The sequence below is a fragment of the Kribbella sp. NPDC020701 genome (assembly GCF_055562215.1).
In genome coordinates this window covers 35,109-52,373 of sequence record NZ_JBVHFT010000026.1, presented here as the reverse complement: position 1 = coordinate 52,373, position 17,265 = coordinate 35,109, and the positions used below count along the sequence as shown (strand labels likewise).

The following is a 17,265-nucleotide window of genomic DNA, read 5'->3' as shown; positions in this document are numbered from 1 at the left end:
TGGCGATGAGCGTTGGCACCGAAGAAGCCTTGGCGGTCAGGGCTGAGATGGCCGTGTACGGCGTCCAGGTGGACGCACCCGTCCGACGCAGCAAGGGGGCCGGGCCGAGCGACGACGGACATCTGGTCGTCGACGGTGCCAACGCGACTCTCCCCATCGTTGCTGACAGCCCCTATCAGGTGAAGGACGGCACGGTCTTCCGCAACGGCCTGAGCCTGGGGCTGTCGGTCGAGCCGGTCCGCCGGCCGCGCTTCTACGACCTGACCACAGCCGACGGCGTCCCGTACCGTCAGATCGCCCTGCTGCACGGCAAGGACGTCCTCGCCACGACCGTCGTTCAGACCTGCATCCGGTACGACGAGTCGACGCGGTGCCGGTTCTGTTCGATCGAGGAGTCGTTGCGGGCCGGCGCCACCATCGCGGCCAAGACTCCGGCCCAGCTGGCGGAGGTCGCCGAGGCCGCCGTCCGGTTGGACGGTGTCACTCAGATGGTGATGACGACAGGGACGACGACCGGCCGGGATCGGGGTGCCCGCAACCTGGTCCGCTCGGTGGCAGCGGTCCTGACCGCGGTCCCGGGGCTGCCGATCCAGGTCCAGATCGAGCCACCGGGCGACCTGTCCGTGCTGACGGATCTCCGGGAAGCCGGTGCGACCTCGATCGGCATCCACATCGAGTCGCTCGACGACGCCGTACGACGGAAGTGGATGCCGGGGAAGTCGACGGTGAGTCTGGCCGAGTACGAGACGGCGTGGGACGAGGCCGTCCGGGTGTTCGGTCGCAACCGGGTGTCGACGTACCTGCTGATCGGTCTCGGGGAGGACCCGGACGAGCTCGTCGCCGGGGCCGGCCGATTGATCGACCGGGGTGTGTACCCGTTCGTCGTACCGCTGCGGCCGATGCTCGGCACGCTGGCGCGCGCCGATGGGGTGACGGCTCCGGATCCGGCCGTGGTCCGAGATGTGACGGCCCGGGTCGCGGCCCTGCTGGCCGAGGCCGGCATGCGGGGTGCGGACCAGGGAGCCGGATGTGCCGCGTGTGGTGCCTGCAGCCTGTTGTCGGCGGCCGGCTCATGAGTACGGCGGTGGTGCAGACGGCCGGCGTGATGCGGGCGGCCGACGTCCGGGCCTTGCTCGGGGATCCGCCGCCGGCCTTTCTGATCGAGGCGGCGGATGCTGCGGCCCGGCAGGCCTATCACCGGCTGCGGCATGTGGCGTTCGTCGAAGAGCAAGCCTTGTTCGACCGGACAGACCTCGACGAACGGGATGCTGATCCGCGCACCGAGGTACTGGTCGCCCGGACGGCTGATGGGACAGTGATCGGCGGGGTCCGCCTCGGTCCGGCAACGGACGGGCCCGACATCGGCTGGTGGCAAGGTGGTCGCTTGGTCGCCACGAGAAGGTCGGGTGTGGGCGCCGCTCTGGTGCGGGCCGCCACTGCCCGGGCCGAGGCCGCAGGTGCCCTACGTTTCGACGCGACGGTGCAGGCCTCCACCTACCGGTTCTTCCAGCGACTGGGTTGGGAGACCGTCAGGCCGGTGACTGTTGCCGCGGCCCCGCACATGTTGATGCGGTGGCCGATCGGCCGCATCGCACAGTTGGCCGAGGCAACCAAGAGCGAGCTGGGCCTTTTGCTGCCAGGGATCGGACCGGCCGGATTCGTCGGTGATGACGGCGCGCCGGTCCCCGGGAGCGACTTGGTGGCTGCCTGTGACGCGATCCTGCCGGCGATGGTCGAGCGGGATCCGGAGTGGGCGGGCTGGTGTTCGGTGCTCGTGAACGTCAACGATCTGGCCGCGATGGGCGCCGTACCGGTCGGACTGCTCGACTCACTCGGCGCTCGGGACGCGTCGTCCGCGAGCCGGGTGCTCAGCGGATTGAAGGCAGCTTCAGCGGCGTACGGCGTACCGATCCTCGGCGGGCACACGCAGCTGGGCGTGCCCGCGGCGTTGAGCGTGACGGCGCTCGGGCGAGCCGTGCAGCCGGTGCCCGGCGGTGGTGGGCAACCGGGACAGCAGGTACGACTGACCGCGGACCTCGGCGGCAGTTGGCGACCGGGCTACACAGGCCGGCAGTGGGACTCGACCAGCCACCGGCGAGCGGACGAACTGCGCGCAATGCTCACCGTTGTGGGCCAAGCCCGACCAGCGGCAGCCAAGGACGTGTCGATGGCGGGAGTCGTCGGCACGCTCGGGATGCTTGCCGAAGCCTCTGGGTGCGCGGCGGTGCTGGACGTTGCCGGCGTACCGAGGCCGGCCGCGGCATCGGTGGGCGACTGGCTGACCTGCTTCCCCGGCTTCGCGATGCTCAGCACTGGTCCGCAGGAGCTGCACGCCGGTCCAGCCGTGAGCGCGGTGTGCGGCGAACTGACCACTGGGCAAGGCGTCGCGCTGCGCTGGCCGGATGGTGAGGTCACCGCCGCGCTGACCGGTGCAGTCACCGGGATGGGAGCGGCATGACGCTCAGGATGGCGGCAGTGGCCGCGAACTTCGATCGCGACCTGGAGGGCGACTTCGCTCGCGTCGCGGCCTTGATCGGGCAGGCCCGCGCGGCCGGCGTCAAGCTGCTCGCCCTTCCCGAAGGAACGCTGGGCGGCTACCTGCTCAGTCTCGACGGTACGGCGGAACCGCCGCCGGCGTTCGCCGTCGACGGCCCCGAGATCGCCCGTCTCGCGAGGCTTGCCGGCGATCTCGTCGTCACCGCCGGGTACGCCGAAGCCGACGGCGGACTGATCTACAACAGCGCGGTCTGTGTCACCGGTGACGGCGTACTGGGGCATCACCGCAAGGTCCATCAGCCGTTGCACGAGAACGAACACTTCGCGGCCGGCGATCGGTTCGAGGCCTTCGAGACGCCGGTCGGCCGGCTCGGCCTGATGATCTGCTACGACAAGGCGTTCCCGGAGGCCGCGCGGACCCTGGCCCTCGACGGTGCCGAGATCATCGTCTGCTCGTCGGCCTGGCCGGGAGCCCGGACGAACCCGGATCCGGACCTGGCCAAGGATCGGTGGAAGCGGCGGTTCGACCTGTTCGACCAGGCCCGTGCCCTCGAGAACCAGGTGGTCTGGCTGTCCGCCAATCAGTCCGGCACGTTCGGCTCGCTGCGGTTCGTGGCGAGCGCCAAGGTCGTCGACCCTGGTGGCGAGATCCTCGCCGACACCGGGGTGACCGAAGGGATGGCGATCGCCGAGCTCGACGTCGAACTAGCGCTCGAGCTGGCCCGGCGGTCGATGGGCCACCTGCGGGACCGGCGGCCGGAGACGTACGAACTGGCATGGGTCTGAAGATCGGCGCGGTCGCGGCAGGCTTCACCCGGGATCTGGACTTCGACCTGTCCCGGGTGGAGGCCCTGATCCGCCACGGCCGTCGCGAGGAGGTCCAGCTGCTCGTGCTGCCCGACGCGGCGCTGGGTGGGTACCTCGACGACCTGAGCAGCCCCACACTCGACGACCTTCCACCCGCGCTCGCGCTCGACGATCCCCTGATCTCCAAGGTGATCGCGATGGCCGGTGAGATGGTGGTCTGCTTCGGCTTCTGCGAGGCCGACGGCGGACAGCGGTACAACACCGCGCTGTGCGTCACCGGCGACGGCGTCCTCGGTAAGCATCGCAAGGTGCACCAGCCGCCGGCCGAACGCGCGATCTATGCCGCGGGCAACGGGTTCGCCGCGTTCGACACCCCGGTCGGCAGGCTCGGGATGATGATCGACTACGACAAGACCTTCCCGGAGGCGGCCCGGGCGCTCGCGGTGGACGACGCCGAGGTCATCGCCTGCCTGTGCGCCTGGCCGACCAGCATTACCAACCGGGCGCCACGGATGAACGAGGACCGCCAGTCCCGGCTGTTCGACCTCTACGACCGGTCCCGCGCCGCCGAGAACCAGGTCGTGCTGGTCTCGTCGAACCTGACCGGCTCGATCGGCGGCCTCCGATTCCTCGGCCAGTCCAAGGTGGTCGGCCCCGGTGGTGACATCGTCGCGCGGACGTGGTCCAAGGCCGGGATCGCGATCGCCGACCTCGACGTCCGCGCCGAGATCGAGATCGCCCGCCGGGTCCTGCACCACCTCGACGAGCGCCGTCCAGGGGTCTACTGATGCGAGTCGCGCTGCTCACCTACTCGACCAAGCCGCGCGGTGGCGTCGTACACACGCTGTACCTGGCCGAGGCTCTGGCAGCGGCCGGCGCCGACGTGTCCGTGTGGTCGCTCGCCCGCGGTGGTGACGAGGGCTTCTTCCGCCCGGTCGATCCACGGGTGCAGGTCTGCCTCGTGCCGTTTCCCGATCGTCCGGGCGAGGAGGTCGGAGCACGGATACTGCGGTCGATCGCCGTACTGCGGGAGGCCTTCGACGGATCGCAGTACGACGTCGTGCACGCGCAGGACTGTATCAGCGCCAACGCGGCCGGCCGGTGCATCCGGACGGTGCATCACCTCGACCAGTTCAGCACGCCGGCACTGGCGGCCTGCCACGAGCGCGCGATCGTCGAGCCGTACGCGCATGTCTGCGTGTCCACCGCTGTCGCCGCCGAACTGCGGGCCGATTGGGGGCTCACGGCAACAGTCATCCCGAACGGGGTGGACGCCGCCCGCTTCGCGGCAGCGGCCGCGGAGGAGCCGATCGCCGCGGCGGCACGGGACAGGTGGCGCTCCCGGCTCGGACGCTACGTCCTCACGGTCGGTGGGATCGAACCCCGGAAGGGCTCGCTCGACCTGCTCGAGGCGGTCGCGCGCCTCGACGGGATGCCGTTGGTGATCGCCGGTGGCGAGACCCTGTTCGACTACCGCTCCTACCGCGCCAAGTGGGAAGCCCGTGCCGCGGAGCTCGACCTCGCACCACTCGTTCTCGGGCCGGTCGACGACGCCCAACTGCCGAGTCTGGTGGCGGGCGCCGGGGTCTTCGCTTTCCCTTCTCTCAAGGAGGGTTTCGGCCTCGCCCCGATGGAGGCACTCGCCGCCGGCATCCCGGTCGTCGTCTCCGACCTGCCGGTGTTCCGCGAGATCTTCGGCGATGCGGCGACGTACGCGACCGATCCCGAGTCACTCGCAACAGCGATTCGCGCGGCCCGAGGAGACCTCAGCCGAAAGGATCTCGGGCGCGCGGTCGCGGCCGGCTATACCTGGGACGCGGCCGCAGAGGCACACCTCGCGCTCTACTCCGGCCACCGGGACGTGGCTGGAGTCCAGCTCGAAGGTCTTGGCTCCCATCCGCTTGGCTGAGTCGCGCTCGAGCTGAGGCTGTACGGTCTGGTCGTTCGCGCCGACGATGGCCCAACTCGGCTTCGTCAGGGCAGCGGCGATGCGGCGGTCGAGGCGAGCAGCAGTTCCTCGACGTTGAGGATATTGCTGACGTCGAAGCCGTGCATGTCTGCTGCGAACTCGGGGCTGGCCATGTAGGCGGCGGTGACCTCGCCGGGTTCGGCGCCGTCGGGGTACTCGATCAGGGCGACCAGGCGGTGCGCGCCGGCGTCGTGGTCGGTCCAGATCCCGTGCGTGGTAACGCCGAAAGCGCGCAGGCTCGGGACGTGCCGCGGCCAGTGCACCGTCGCGTAGTCCCGGAGCGCTTCGGCCGTGCGCAGTGTGTAAATCCTGAGCTGGTACACGATCGTCAGAACCTCTCGGTATGGCCTGCGTGGGGTGCAGCATGGAGCGGAGTGCCGGGTCAGCTGATGAGGCTTACACCCAGGGCGAGGACGGCCAGGCCCTGCAGGACGGCTCTGGGGACGATGATGCGGTCCCAGTCCCGTTGCAGGGTGCGAGCGTTGGCGGGAGTTTCGTGGGCTTCGGCGGCCGCGGTGAGTCTGCGGTTGATGGGTGCGCTGATGCGCAGGTAGAGCAACACCCAGGCCACCAGCAGCAGAAATGCTGCTCCCGCGGCCGCTGATCCGGCGGGGTGGCCGGCCACCGCGGCGAGCACGGATGCGGTGGCGGCGGCGATGATGCCGAGGATTCCCGGAGCGGGCATTCGCCGGTCGCCGAACCGGTGCACGTTGCCCATGATGGCGGTGAGGGTGGTGTCATCGACTCGCGCGAGTGCGGATCGTTGAACGAGCGCGCAGAAAGCATCGGTGCCGTAGACAATCCCCGTACTGACGATCGCCAAGAGCGCGGCGAGTTGCGAGACCAGTGTCATGCCTGGGCCGCGGCGCCGCCGAGCGGCGGCAGGGCGCCGATCTGCTGGAACATCTGCATCAGGTTCAGTTCGTCCCAGTGCTCGACGAACATGCCGTTCTGGACGCGCCAGATGTCGATGCTGCGCATCTCGACGGGTTTGCCGCCGGCGGGGATGCCCAGGAAGTCCCCGGTGTGGGTGCCGCGGTAGATGAAGCGGCCCACGACGCGGTCACCGGAGATGATCAGGTCTTCCATCGTGACGCTCACGTCGGGCAGACCGGTGAAGAACGCGGTCCAGAACTGGCGATTGGCCTCGCGTCCGTCGGCGACGAAGTCGTTGTGGTTGATGTAGTCCTCGGCGACGAATCGGTCCACCAGGTCCGGCTTGTGGGTGTTGAGCATCTCGACGTAGAGGTCGGCGAGCTGGTGTTCTGGTGTGTTCATGTCGGTCTCCTCATGGAGGGTTAGCACTGCTAGCGCTAGCAACGCTAACCGATAGCAGTGCTCTCGTCAATAGCGGCGCTAGAATATCTAGCGATGCTACAGTCAGGTATGGCTATCGCGGATCGCCGGCAGCGCGAGCGCATCGCCCGTCGGCAGCTCATCACGGCGACAGCGCGCTCATTGGCCGAGAGGGCAGGCTGGGATGCGGTCACCACGCGCAGGCTGGTCCACCGAGATCGAGTACAGCCAGCCGGTGCTCTTCAAGCATTTTGGATCGATGGAGGACATCGTCGAAGCCGTCGCACTGGAGGGCTTCGGCGAGCTCGCCGAGACGCTGCGCGCGGCGGGACGCCTCCCGCACCGGCCCGTTCGCGTGTCGTCACACCTTCTTCCCCTCGATCGCCGCGTCGATGAAGGCGCCGTCGGACCAGCAGACGGCCAAGGGCACCGATCTCTCGGTCTTCACGAACTACCTGGCCAACGGAGACCTCGTGCCGTGCCCGGTCTACAACAACGGTGCCGCGCTGACCAACGCGATGACTCCCCAGTTCGAGGCGTACTTCACGAACAAGGCGGATGAGAGCATCTTCCCGAAGATGCAGGAGCAGAGCCTGACCATGCTGGCCGAGGACAAGTAGGAGACCCATGCTGATCGCTACACCCGCGACCGGGCCACAACCATCCATCACCCCGGCCGGCACCCTCTGGTACGACCGGCCGGGCGAACGGTGGTTCGAGGCGCTGCCCATCGGCAACGGCCGCCTGGGCGGCATGGTGTACGGCGGCCCGCCCGCGGAACAAATCGACCTGTCGGAGTCGACAGCCTGGTCCGGTGGGCCGTCGACCGCCGACCTGAGCCCGACCGCGCGGCGGGAGGAGCTGTCGGCGGTACGGAAGCTGCTGTTCGCGGGTGAGTACGCCCAGGCACAGCGGCTCGCGGGTGAGCATCTGCTCGGAACGCGGGTTTCTTTCGGGACGAATCTGCCGCTCCCCCACGTTCGTCTGAGCTTCTCCGGCGGCTCGCCGGCCACGGGCTATCGGCGATCGCTCGACCTCGATCAGGGCCTTGTCTCGGTCGCCTACGAACAGGATGGAGTCCGCTTCACCCGGGAGTTCCTCTCCTCGCATCCGCACGGCGTCATCGCCGTACGGCTCACGGCCGACCAACCTGGCGCGCTGAGCTTCTCGCTCGGCATCGACGGCGCAGTCTTCCCGGGACACACAACTGCCACGGACACCGGCGTCGCGTTCAGTGGCCGGGCTGTCGAGTCGCTGCACAGCGACGGCACCTCCGGCACGACGGTCCAGGTGAGAGTCCACGTCGAGACCAACGGCGGCGCTACCCGGTCCACGGATGAAACGTTCGAGGTCACCGGCGCCGACGCCGCCGTACTGATCGTGGCCGTCGGTACCGACTGGGCGGGCGAAGACCCAGTCCGACAGGTCGAGGCACTGACAGCGGCGGCGGTCGAGACCGGGTACGACGCCATTCGCTCCGCGCACGTCGACGATCACGCCGCACTGATGCGGCGCGTGTCGCTCGACCTGGACACGGAGGTTGCCGACCTGCCCACCGATCGGCGATGCGAACGGATGGCACAGGGCCAGCGGGACGACGCGCTGCTCGCCTTGTACTTCCAGTACGGCCGGTATCTCACCGTCGCCGGATCGCGCGCCGACTCGCCCCTACCGCTGGCCCTGCAGGGACTTTGGAACGACGGGCTGGCCAGCGGCGCGGCGTGGAGCAACGACTTCCACCTCGACGTGAACACCGAGCAGAACTACTGGGCCGCCGAACCCACGAACCTGGCCGAGTGCCACACGCCGCTCTTCCGGTTCCTCCAATTGCTCGCGAAGACCGGTCAGACCACCGCGTCCCAGATGTACGACGCTCCCGGCTGGGTCGCCCACACCGTGACGAACGCGTGGGGTTACACGGCACCCGGCACCGACCTGGGTTGGGGCCTCAATGTCACCGGCGGCGCCTGGCTCGCCCTCGACCTCTGGGACCACTACGAGTACGGCGGTGACGACGAGTTCCTTGCCGACATCGCGTATCCGGTGCTTCGGGGTGCGGCCGAGTTCCTGCTGGCATACCTCACCGAGGACCCGCACGACGGCAACCTCGTCGCAGGTCCGTCCGAGTCACCCGAGAACTGGTACGTCGCACCCGACGGCAGCCGATGCTCAGTTGCCATGGGCAACACCGTCGACCGGGTCTTCGCCGAAGCGATCCTGCGCGACTGTGCGGCCGCGGCAGAGGTACTCGACGTCGACGCGGACCTGCGCGAGCGGATCGCGGCAGCGCGCGTACGCCTGTCGCCGTTCCGGATCGGCCGGCTCGGCCAACTGCAGGAGTGGCTCCACGACTTCGACGAAGCGGATCCGGCCCACCGCCACACCTCGCACCTGTGTGCACTCTTCCCCGAGCGGCAGATCACACCGCGCGGCACTCCGGAGCTGGCCCGCGCCGCCGAGGTCACGATCGAACGGCGTCAGAGCGCGGCCGGCTGGGAGCAGACCGAATGGGTCGAGGCCAACTTCGCGGTCTTCCACGCCCGCCTACTCCAAGGCGACAAGGCGCTCGCTCACCTGACCAACCTCGTCACCGACGCCAGCGAAGCGAACCTGCTGAGCTACTCCGTCGGTGGTGTCGCCGGAGCCGCCCAGAACATCTACTCCTTCGACGGCAACGCCGGCGGCACCGCGGCCGTCGCCGAGATGCTCCTCCAGTCCGACGGCGAGGAGTTCGAACTGCTCCCCGCTCTCCCCACAACCTGGCAGAACGGATCCGTCCGAGGACTCCGCGCCCGAGGCGGCTTCACCGTCGACATCACCTGGAAGGACGGCCGCCTCGACCACGCCACGATCCACCCGTCCAGAACCACGACCCACCGCGTCCGGCACAACGACCAGACCACCGAACTGACCTTCTCGCAGCACGAGCCGATCACCCTCCGCGCCTAGGCAGTCAGGCCGCCGGCGAGACGACCCCCTCAGTGCCGGTTGTCCGGCGCGAGCAGTTTGACGGTGTGGGGAAGGACCAGCCCGGCGGATGCCAGATCGTGCAAGAGCGCCCGTAACTGCGACCTGCCGTAGGCGCCCACCGGTGGCCGGTTCGGATGCGGTACGCCGATCGCCCGCGCCGCCTGAATCGCGCGGTCGGCGATTCTCTTCTCGAGCCACCGCAGTCGCGTAAAGAGCGCACACCCATCGCCCCGGCCAGCCTCCACTCTGCCTTCCAGCCAGCAGGCACACGTCCACCAGGTGGAGGAGCCAGTGCCAGCAAGCACGTGGGAGTTCCAGTTGTGGACACCAGGCAACCAGACCGAGGACAGGCTGACCGGAAGGGGGGCCGCCCACTAGCAGGTACGAAGGATTGCCGCTGACCGCGATGCCGTCGGAGGCCACACACGCGACGCTGGACAGGTCCGGCATCAGCGGGTACGACGGCTATCAAGCGGAGATGACGAAATGGCGACGGCAGCGCTCCCCACCATCGGATTTGTCGGCCTCGGACACATGGGTGGTGCGATGGCAGATCGCCTGCTCGATGCGGGCTACTCCCTTCACGGCATGAGCCGCACCCACGAGCGGGCCGAACCGCTGATCGCCCGCGGTCTCGAGTGGCACAGCACACCGCGCGGCGTGGCCGGCGCGGCGGACGTCGTACTGAGCTCTCTCCCCGACGACGGCGCGCTCGACACGGTCGCCTCCGGACCGGAAGGCATTCTCGCCGGCCTGACACCGCGGAAGGTCTGGATCGACCTCAGCACCGTCAGCCCGGCCGCGAGCGCAGCTCTGGCGCACCGGGTCCGGGCACACGACGCCCGCTTGCTCGATGCTCCCGTGTCCGGCAGCGTTCCACAGGTGCGGTCCGGAACGCTGACGATCATGGTCGGCGGCGACGAGAGGTCGTACGCGCGGGTCGAACCGATCCTGCGGGTGCTCGGCAAGCCGACCCACGTCGGCGCGAACGGCCAGGGATTGGCTCTCAAGCTCGCGATCAACATCAGCCTCGCCGTGCAGATTCTGGCGCTCTCCGAGGGGCTGCTGCTCGCCGACAGGTCCGGCATCGATCGCAAACTCGCGGTCCAGGTGATGACCGAGAGCGCGATCGGCTCGCCGATGCTGAAGGCCCGTGTGCCGCTCCTGCTCCAGTTGCCCGACGAAGCGTGGTTCGAGATCCGCCTGATGCGGAAGGATCTCGACCTGGCTCTCGACCTTGGTCGGAGCCTGGGAGTCCCGTTGCCGAGCACGATCAGCGCCGACGAGGTACTGGCGGTAGCCCGCACGCTCGGATTCGAGCGGCGTGACATCGCCGCGGTCTTCACCGTCCTCGATCAGCTGGCCAGCGACCGATGAGCGCCGTGGACCGCGTCCGCGACGCGATGGGGAGCTCCCCTGCGGCGGGCAATCCGATGCGCTGGCGGACGTTGGCAGTCAGCCAGCTCGCAGCATTCATGGCATTGCTCGACGTCAGCATCGTCAACGTGGCGCTGCCATCCATCGAACGAGGGCTCGGTGTGTCGGCGGGAACCGCGCAGTGGGTGGTGTCCGGGTACGCGCTGAGCTTCGGACTGGCGCTCGTACCGGCCGGCAGACTCGGCGACGCACTTGGCCGGCGCCGGATGTTCCTGATCGCGCTTGGAGCGTTCGTGCTGACCAGCGCTCTCACCGGTGCGGCGCCAACCATTGGTCTGCTGATAGCCGCGCGGCTGCTGCAAGGCGTCGCCGGCGGCATGCTACTGCCGCAGAACTCCGGCCTGATCCAGGAGCTGTTCCAGGGAGCCGAACGGGGCAAGGCGTTCGGCATCCTCGGCGCCACGGTCGGCGTGGCCACAGCGACCGGTCCGGTAGTCGGCGGGCTGATCATCACCTTGATTGCCGGGCCGGACGCCTGGCGCTGGGTGTTCTACGTCAATGTGCCGATCGGTCTGCTCGCCCTGTTCCTCGCCGCGCGATGGGTTCCGGCGCGTTCGGGAGGTGGCCGCCGCGACGCCCATTTGGATCTGATCGGGTCGCTGTTGCTCGGCGGGGGCGTGCTGTGCCTGCTGCTCCCGGCGGTGGATGCCGAGAGCAACGGTTTGGGTCAGGACTGGTGGCTGCTCATCGCAGCTGTCGTGCTGCTCACCGCGTTCGCCCGATGGGAACTCCACACCGTTCGCCGAAGGCGAGAGCCAGTGCTCGACCCGCGGCTGGCGCACACCTCCGGCTTTGCCGCCGGCTCGGTCATCGGCTTGGTCTACTTCGTCGGTTTCACCGGCATCTGGCTCGTGCTCGCACTGTACTTCCAGGATGGCGTCGGCTACTCGCCGCTGCGCTCCGGCTTGGCAGTGACTCCGTTCGCGATCGGGGTCGCGGTTTCCGCGGCGATCGCGGGCCGCTTGGTGTCAAGGGTCGGTCGCCTGCTGACCGTGGCAGGTCTGACCGCGACCATTGCCGGGCTGGTGGCCACCGCGCTCCTGCTTCGGCACGTCGGTGGGGACGCCGCGGCGTGGGCGGCAGCCGGTCCCCTACTGATTGCCGGACTCGGCGGCGGCATGGTCACCTCACCGAACGTCACGCTGTCCCTGCAACACGTCCCCGTACAGATGGCCGGCGCGGCAGGTGGCGCCTTGCAGACAGCTCAACGGATCGGTTCGGCGATCGGCACCGCCGTACTGGCGACAATCTTCTACCGCGTCCTCATGAGCTCTGCGCGTGACTATCCGACGGCGGTGTCCGACGCGCTCCTGAGTGCCTCCGCGCTCATGCTCCTCGCCCTGCTGATAGCCATCGTCGACCTCGTCCGGCACCGGCGACCTGGTGGCGATCGCCTCCGTGACAGGTAGCGCCGGCTGAGTCATGCTGCACTGGGTAGCTGTGAGGGTGTGACGACCGCGTAGACATGGTGGAATCCGACCACGTCGATCTTGCCGTTGAGGAAGCTCTGCTTGTTGATTCGGTCGACTGTTCCTCGGCAGTCAGCCGCGCCTGGAACTGTTCCGGTCTCGCATCCGCCCGATCGTCGCTGTCACCGGTCGTGAGGTAGAGCGCGTACAGCGGGTCTGTCATCGCCCGCGCCATCAGGACCGTCATCGACCCGCAGGTCGTGTCGTCGGTCTGTTCCACGGGAGAGGATCGGTACATCACCGAGCCAGACCCTTCCGGATCGATCAGATTGAGGTGGGTGCGCAGCCATCGAGGTCGCTTACCTCGAATCAGCCGCGCGAAGGTGACGACGTCGTCGGCGCTGTGGCCGTCCGCCAACACCTTCAGGAGATACGGCCGCTCATCGGACGCGGCCGCGGCCAGCGTCGCCTCCACCCGGGTCCGGTCGGCGGGCGACTCGTCGCCCAGCCGCTCCGCCGCTCGCAATACCGGTGACTCGGTGGGCACCGGATCGTGGTGTCGTTGCACCAGGGCGGCGGTCTTCAGCGGATAGCGGATGAGCTCCAGCTGCGGACCGATCCCGTACCCCGTCATGGAGAGCAGCAAGGTCTATACGACCGCGGGCCGGCGCACGATCGCGGTCCAGCGCCGCACCATCCGGGGCCGGCCTCAACCTCGTTGCCCTGAGCATCGATCCGGTTGCCACGATCAGTCCCTTCCGACCACGTCACAGTTCTTCCTTCCCTTCCAGGGTGCCGCCGGAGCGGCCGGATTTCGTCACGGCAAACGACCATTCGCCGTACCGGCTAGCCGCAAGATCGCGGGTTGCAGACCGGGCCCGGCCGCGCTTCCTTACCGCTAGCGCGCATACCCGGTACCCGGCAGCAGGAATTTCGATCCCCTGGCGCCAAGGTCCAGGTAGCCGGATTGTCCGACGACCGGCCGGTTGGCATCCTGTGGCCATGGAGTTGCGCTGCTTGATCGTCGATGACAGCCTTCATTTCCTGTCGGCTGCGCGCGGTCTACTGGAGTGCGAGGGCATGGCGGTCGTGGCCGTGGCCTCGACCGGGGACGACGCCGTGCGGCGCGCCACGGAGCTCAGCCCCGACGTCACCCTGGTCGACATCGACCTCGGCGCAGAGAGCGGCTTCGAGGTCGTACGACGGTTGACCCGCGAGACCGACCTGGCGCCGGCCACAGTGATCTTGGTCTCCACCGACGCCGAAGAGGATTACGCGGACCGGATTTCGGCCAGTCCGGTCGCCGGGTTCCTACCCAAGACCAGACTGTCCGTCCCGGCTATCCGCGACCTGTTGGGACTCACGGCCTGACGGCTGCCCAACCTGTCAGCGAGCCCCGAGGAAGGTGACCACTGCGAGTACGAGCATCAGCGGTTGCAGCGGCCCGTGGTGATCGTTCCGATCGGGTACGGCGGTGTGCCATGCTCCCGCAGAGACGCGCTCCTGAGTCGGGTCACTCGGCGCCGACCTGGAGGGCCGCAAGCGATCTCATGGCCGAGAGCTCGATCTCCGCCAGTTCGCCGTACAGTTTGCGGACCTCGTCCGCACCCCAGATCGGCGAACTGACCCGGTGATGCGTGATCGCCGTGATCATGAGAAACCGGGCCTGGGTGGAGTTGAAAGCACCGTCCAGCCAGTCTGCACGTTCCATGTCCGCCTCCGGGCGATTCGCACTCGCCGGGAGTGATGAGCGCGATTCATTTCATGCTGCCCGCCGGACGGGCAATCATCGCCCCCGCCAGCACCCGTCCTGCGTCCGGAGAACCGGCATTCCGCCGTACCTGCTGGCCGGTATCGACCTCCGACGCCCTGCCCCGCGACGGCTAAGCCGCGACGCGCTGGTAGCCGCCGCTGATCCAGTCCACGGTCAGGCGTGCGTACTCCTCGGATGCTTCCTCCCAGGCGAAGTGGCCGGCATCGAGCCGGTGCGCCTCGCAATGCGGGAGGAGGTCGGCCAGGAACTGGTTGTGCGACCAGGGCACCAGTTCATCGCCCTTCCCGGCCACGACTTGAACCGGCGTGGTGATGGTCGGCAGCAGATCACGCAGGACTGGGTTCTGAACGGGATAGTGCCGCACGAAGCGGGCTGACTCGGCGAACCGTCCAAGGTCAGCGCCTACCGGAAGGCGCCCGTCGGAGTCGAGCTCGCACCCGACGGCGGTGCGGTCACTGCCGTACGGAGCGGGCCGAGCACCGTCACCGTGGCCGGTTCACCTCTCGAGCTCCTCCTGCACGCATTCGGCAGACGCAGCGCCGCCGACGTACAGGTCGACGGGTCATCGGACGGCGTGAGCTCGTTCACCCGATGGGCGACTCGAGCCTAAGGTGCCGGGGATGCGGACCGCGACGCGCGTGCCGGCTCGGCGCGAGGGCACGCCGAATGCCAACGGTGTGAGTCTCGCTCCACTGGGCCAGGGTTCGGACGGCGCCAGCTGACGCGAGGTGCCGGCTGCGGTGCAGCCTCACCTCCGCCGTCAAGAGAGTCAGTGGCTCCGAGTCGTTGCGAGCACGCACGGTGTCGTTCCGGTCCGTGGGGTCGCACCTGCGTGTGCGGCAGCGCGATGTCAGTATCAGGCGAGTAGCGTTCGGACTATGGTCACTGCTCTGGGAAAGCTCGTGGTCCGCGCCCGCTGGTGGGTCATCGCCGCCTGGATCGTGGCCGCCGTGGTCATCGCGATGACGGCCCCCGCCCTGCAGTCCACGCAGGACCAGTCGGAGTTTCTGCCCGGACACTACGAGTCCGTCAAGGCGCTCACCGTCCAGCAGGAAGCCTTTCCCGAGCGCGGTGAGATCGGCGCGATCGTGGTCTTCGACCGGGAGGATGGCGGCGAGCTGTCCAAGGATGACCAGGCCAAGGTGTCCTCCATCGCCGCGCAGCTCAACACCAAGGGCTACGACAACCTGGGCACTGCGGCCGCTGCCCCGCCGTCGGACAACGGTTTGGTGCAGGCGATCTTCGTGCAGGTCAAGCCGGGCAAGAACGCCTTCGACCCGGCTGCTGTCGAGGACGCCCGGAGCCTGCGCGCCGACCTCGAACCACTGGTTCAGGGGACCGATCTCCGCTCGGGCGTGACGGGCCCGGCGGCCCAGTCGCTGGACTCCCAGGAGTCGTCCGAGCAGGCGCTCGTCGTGGTCAGCGTCGTGACCCTGTTGCTCATCGTGGTTCTGCTCGCGCTGATCTTCCGTAGCGTCATCGCGTGCGCACTGCCCATCGTGACCGTCGCCCTGGTCGGGACGACCGCCACCGGGCTCATCGCGGTGGCGAACGAGGCGTTCGACCTCAAGGCCGACAGTTCCATCTCGGTGATCTTGTTCATCGTGCTGTTCGGCATCGGGACCGACTACATCCTGTTCTTCCTGTTCCGTTACCGGGAGGCCCTGCGGCTGGGCTTCGACAGTCGAGGCGCGGTGTCCCACGCGGTCGAGCGGGCCGGTGAGGCGATCGCCTCGGCCGGCGGGGCGGTCATCATCGCCTTCATGGCGATGGTGCTGTCGTCCCTGAGCATCTTCCGCTCGATCGGGCCCGCGCTGGCGATCGCGGTCGCGCTGGCCGTACTCGCGGCGTTGACGCTGGTCCCCGCGGTCGTCGCAGTCCTGGGGCCAAGGGTCATCTCCTGGCCGTCGAAGAAATGGATGGTCGAGCCCGAGGCCACCCGGTTCCGCGCCATCGGGCGGTCGGTTGCCGCGCACCCGGTCCGCTACGCCGTCGTCTCGGCGGGCTCGCTCGCCGTCCTGTCGTTGTTCGCCTTCGGGTTCAACCCGACCTTCAACTTCTCCGACAGCAGCACCCAGAAGACAGAGTCGGGCCAGGCGCTGATCACCTTCCAGAAGGGCCAGCCCAGTGGTGCCGCCGACCCCACGACGGTGCTGTTGCGCTCGACAAACGGCCAGCCGCTCGACGACGCCGAACTCAACGCGTACGCCACCGAACTAGGCACCGCACAGGGCGTCGCGTCGGCGGCGCTGACCGCCCGCACCGATGACGTCGCGGTGTTCACCGTCGTCCTCTCCGACGACCCCACGTCCGACGTGGCGATGGCCAACGTCGAGGGTCCCGTGCGCGACACCGCGCACTCGGCCGCGCCGGACGGGACCGAGGCTTTCGTCGGCGGCACCACGTCGATCTTCGTCGACCTCGATGACGCGATGGCGCGCGACTACTCGGTCGTGTTCCCGGTCGCGGCAGTACTGATCATGATCATCCTGGCGTTGCTGCTGCGCAGCCTCGTCGCACCGTTCTATCTCATCCTCTCGGTGGGCCTCGGCTTCACCGCCAGCCTGGGCGCGACCGTACTGGTCTTCCAACACCTGCTGGGGCAGCAGGGTCTGATCTTCATCCTGCCGATCTACATCTACCTCTTCGTCGTGGCCTTGGGCACCGACTACAACATCCTGATGGTGGCGCGCCTGCGAGAAGAGGCACGAGGAGGGCTCGAGCCACGGCCCGCAGCGGCCAAGGCGATCGAGCATGCCGGTCCGACGGTCGCAGCCGCCGGCCTGATCCTCGCCGGCACCTTCGCCTCGCTGATGCTCGCCGAGGGCACGTTCTTCAAGTCTTTGGGCTTCTCGTTCTCCATCGGCATCGCCATGGCCGCGTTCGTGATGGCGCTCTTCCTGACCCCGGCGCTCACCGCACTCATCGGGCACGCCGCGTGGTGGCCCGGCCACGGGGACCGCGCCACCGACACAGTCGAGGAGCCCGACGAGGCACGCGTCCTCGAGAGCTGATCCGACCGGAACCGCTCTGAGCAACCGTCAGCGCACCGTTGCGTTCTGCGATCGCCGGGCATACAGGATCTTCCTGGTACCGGCGACGGCCGA

17 protein-coding genes are annotated in these 17,265 nt (G+C 68.5%); 11 read left to right on the top strand and 6 right to left on the bottom strand.

Annotation, left to right across the window (positions count from 1 at the left end):
- Positions 1-5: 5 nt before the first annotated feature.
- Genes ACZ3HV_RS40305 through ACZ3HV_RS40285 form a run of 5 tightly spaced genes read left to right on the top strand, consistent with a single transcriptional unit; the run spans position 6 to position 5,212 of the window.
- Complete coding sequence (locus ACZ3HV_RS40305; protein ID WP_465692699.1) at positions 6-1,076, top strand: MSMEG_0568 family radical SAM protein; 1,071 nt, start codon at positions 6-8, stop codon at positions 1,074-1,076.
- The gene (locus ACZ3HV_RS40300) at positions 1,028-2,458 is read left to right on the top strand and encodes an MSMEG_0567/sll0787 family protein (RefSeq protein ID WP_465692697.1); all 1,431 of its coding nucleotides are present in this window, start codon (positions 1,028-1,030) and stop codon (positions 2,456-2,458) included. Before ACZ3HV_RS40305 ends, ACZ3HV_RS40300 begins: the two co-directional genes overlap by 49 nt.
- Positions 2,455-3,282: a carbon-nitrogen hydrolase family protein gene (locus ACZ3HV_RS40295; RefSeq protein ID WP_465692695.1), complete on the top strand. Its 828-nt coding sequence runs from the start codon at positions 2,455-2,457 to the stop codon at positions 3,280-3,282. Before ACZ3HV_RS40300 ends, ACZ3HV_RS40295 begins: the two co-directional genes overlap by 4 nt.
- Positions 3,273-4,091, top strand: coding sequence for a carbon-nitrogen hydrolase family protein (locus ACZ3HV_RS40290; RefSeq protein WP_465692693.1), 819 nt, complete (start codon positions 3,273-3,275; stop codon positions 4,089-4,091). Before ACZ3HV_RS40295 ends, ACZ3HV_RS40290 begins: the two co-directional genes overlap by 10 nt.
- Positions 4,091-5,212 carry an MSMEG_0565 family glycosyltransferase gene (locus tag ACZ3HV_RS40285; protein WP_465692691.1) on the top strand — a complete coding sequence of 374 codons (1,122 nt, stop codon included), beginning with the start codon at positions 4,091-4,093 and terminating at the stop codon, positions 5,210-5,212. Before ACZ3HV_RS40290 ends, ACZ3HV_RS40285 begins: the two co-directional genes overlap by 1 nt.
- A 65-nt stretch (positions 5,213-5,277) precedes the next feature.
- Here the strand turns inward: ACZ3HV_RS40285 and ACZ3HV_RS40280 are convergent, their stop codons facing one another.
- Genes ACZ3HV_RS40280 through ACZ3HV_RS40270 form a run of 3 tightly spaced genes read right to left on the bottom strand, consistent with a single transcriptional unit; the run spans position 5,278 to position 6,550 of the window.
- Positions 5,278-5,595 (bottom strand): NIPSNAP family protein, encoded by a 318-nt coding sequence (locus ACZ3HV_RS40280; protein ID WP_465692689.1) that lies wholly within the window; start codon positions 5,593-5,595, stop codon positions 5,278-5,280.
- 59 nt (positions 5,596-5,654) lie between these two features.
- Entirely contained in the window at positions 5,655-6,125 is a 471-nt protein-coding gene (locus tag ACZ3HV_RS40275; RefSeq protein WP_465692687.1) for a hypothetical protein, read from the bottom strand.
- Positions 6,122-6,550 carry an ester cyclase gene (locus ACZ3HV_RS40270; RefSeq protein WP_465692685.1) on the bottom strand — a complete coding sequence of 143 codons (429 nt, stop codon included), beginning with the start codon at positions 6,548-6,550 and terminating at the stop codon, positions 6,122-6,124. Before ACZ3HV_RS40270 ends, ACZ3HV_RS40275 begins: the two co-directional genes overlap by 4 nt.
- Before the next feature lie 410 nt (positions 6,551-6,960).
- Between ACZ3HV_RS40270 and ACZ3HV_RS40265 the strand changes: the two genes are divergently transcribed.
- Entirely contained in the window at positions 6,961-7,188 is a 228-nt protein-coding gene (locus ACZ3HV_RS40265) for a hypothetical protein (RefSeq protein ID WP_465692683.1), read from the top strand.
- Between the two features lie 7 nt (positions 7,189-7,195).
- Positions 7,196-9,517, top strand: a complete 2,322-nt coding sequence (locus ACZ3HV_RS40260; RefSeq protein WP_465692681.1) for a glycoside hydrolase family 95 protein — start codon at positions 7,196-7,198, stop codon at positions 9,515-9,517.
- A 29-nt stretch (positions 9,518-9,546) separates the two neighbouring features.
- Here ACZ3HV_RS40260 and ACZ3HV_RS40255 read toward each other — a convergent pair whose 3' ends face one another.
- On the bottom strand, positions 9,547-9,783 hold the full coding sequence (locus ACZ3HV_RS40255; protein WP_465692679.1) for a hypothetical protein: 237 nt from the start codon (positions 9,781-9,783) through the stop codon (positions 9,547-9,549).
- Positions 9,784-10,024: 241 nt separating this feature from the next.
- Here ACZ3HV_RS40255 and ACZ3HV_RS40250 point away from each other — a divergent pair, with 241 nt between their 5' ends.
- The 3 genes from ACZ3HV_RS40250 (at position 10,025) to ACZ3HV_RS40240 (ending at position 13,755) form a co-directional block, all read left to right on the top strand.
- On the top strand, positions 10,025-10,915 hold the full coding sequence (locus ACZ3HV_RS40250) for an NAD(P)-dependent oxidoreductase (protein WP_465692677.1): 891 nt from the start codon (positions 10,025-10,027) through the stop codon (positions 10,913-10,915).
- Positions 10,912-12,384, top strand: a complete 1,473-nt coding sequence (locus ACZ3HV_RS40245) for an MFS transporter (protein ID WP_465692675.1) — start codon at positions 10,912-10,914, stop codon at positions 12,382-12,384. Before ACZ3HV_RS40250 ends, ACZ3HV_RS40245 begins: the two co-directional genes overlap by 4 nt.
- Positions 12,385-13,386: 1,002 nt before the next feature.
- On the top strand, positions 13,387-13,755 hold the full coding sequence (locus ACZ3HV_RS40240) for a response regulator (RefSeq protein ID WP_465692673.1): 369 nt from the start codon (positions 13,387-13,389) through the stop codon (positions 13,753-13,755).
- A gap of 142 nt (positions 13,756-13,897) precedes the next feature.
- Here the strand turns inward: ACZ3HV_RS40240 and ACZ3HV_RS40235 are convergent, their stop codons facing one another.
- Entirely contained in the window at positions 13,898-14,095 is a 198-nt protein-coding gene (locus ACZ3HV_RS40235; protein WP_465692671.1) for a hypothetical protein, read from the bottom strand.
- A gap of 172 nt (positions 14,096-14,267) precedes the next feature.
- Positions 14,268-14,522 carry an alpha/beta fold hydrolase gene (locus ACZ3HV_RS40230; protein WP_465692669.1) on the bottom strand — a complete coding sequence of 85 codons (255 nt, stop codon included), beginning with the start codon at positions 14,520-14,522 and terminating at the stop codon, positions 14,268-14,270.
- 514 nt (positions 14,523-15,036) lie between these two features.
- On the opposite strand from ACZ3HV_RS40230, the gene ACZ3HV_RS40225 reads away from it, so the two are divergent.
- Positions 15,037-17,172 carry an MMPL family transporter gene (locus ACZ3HV_RS40225; RefSeq protein ID WP_465692667.1) on the top strand — a complete coding sequence of 712 codons (2,136 nt, stop codon included), beginning with the start codon at positions 15,037-15,039 and terminating at the stop codon, positions 17,170-17,172.
- Positions 17,173-17,265: the final 93 nt, after the last annotated feature.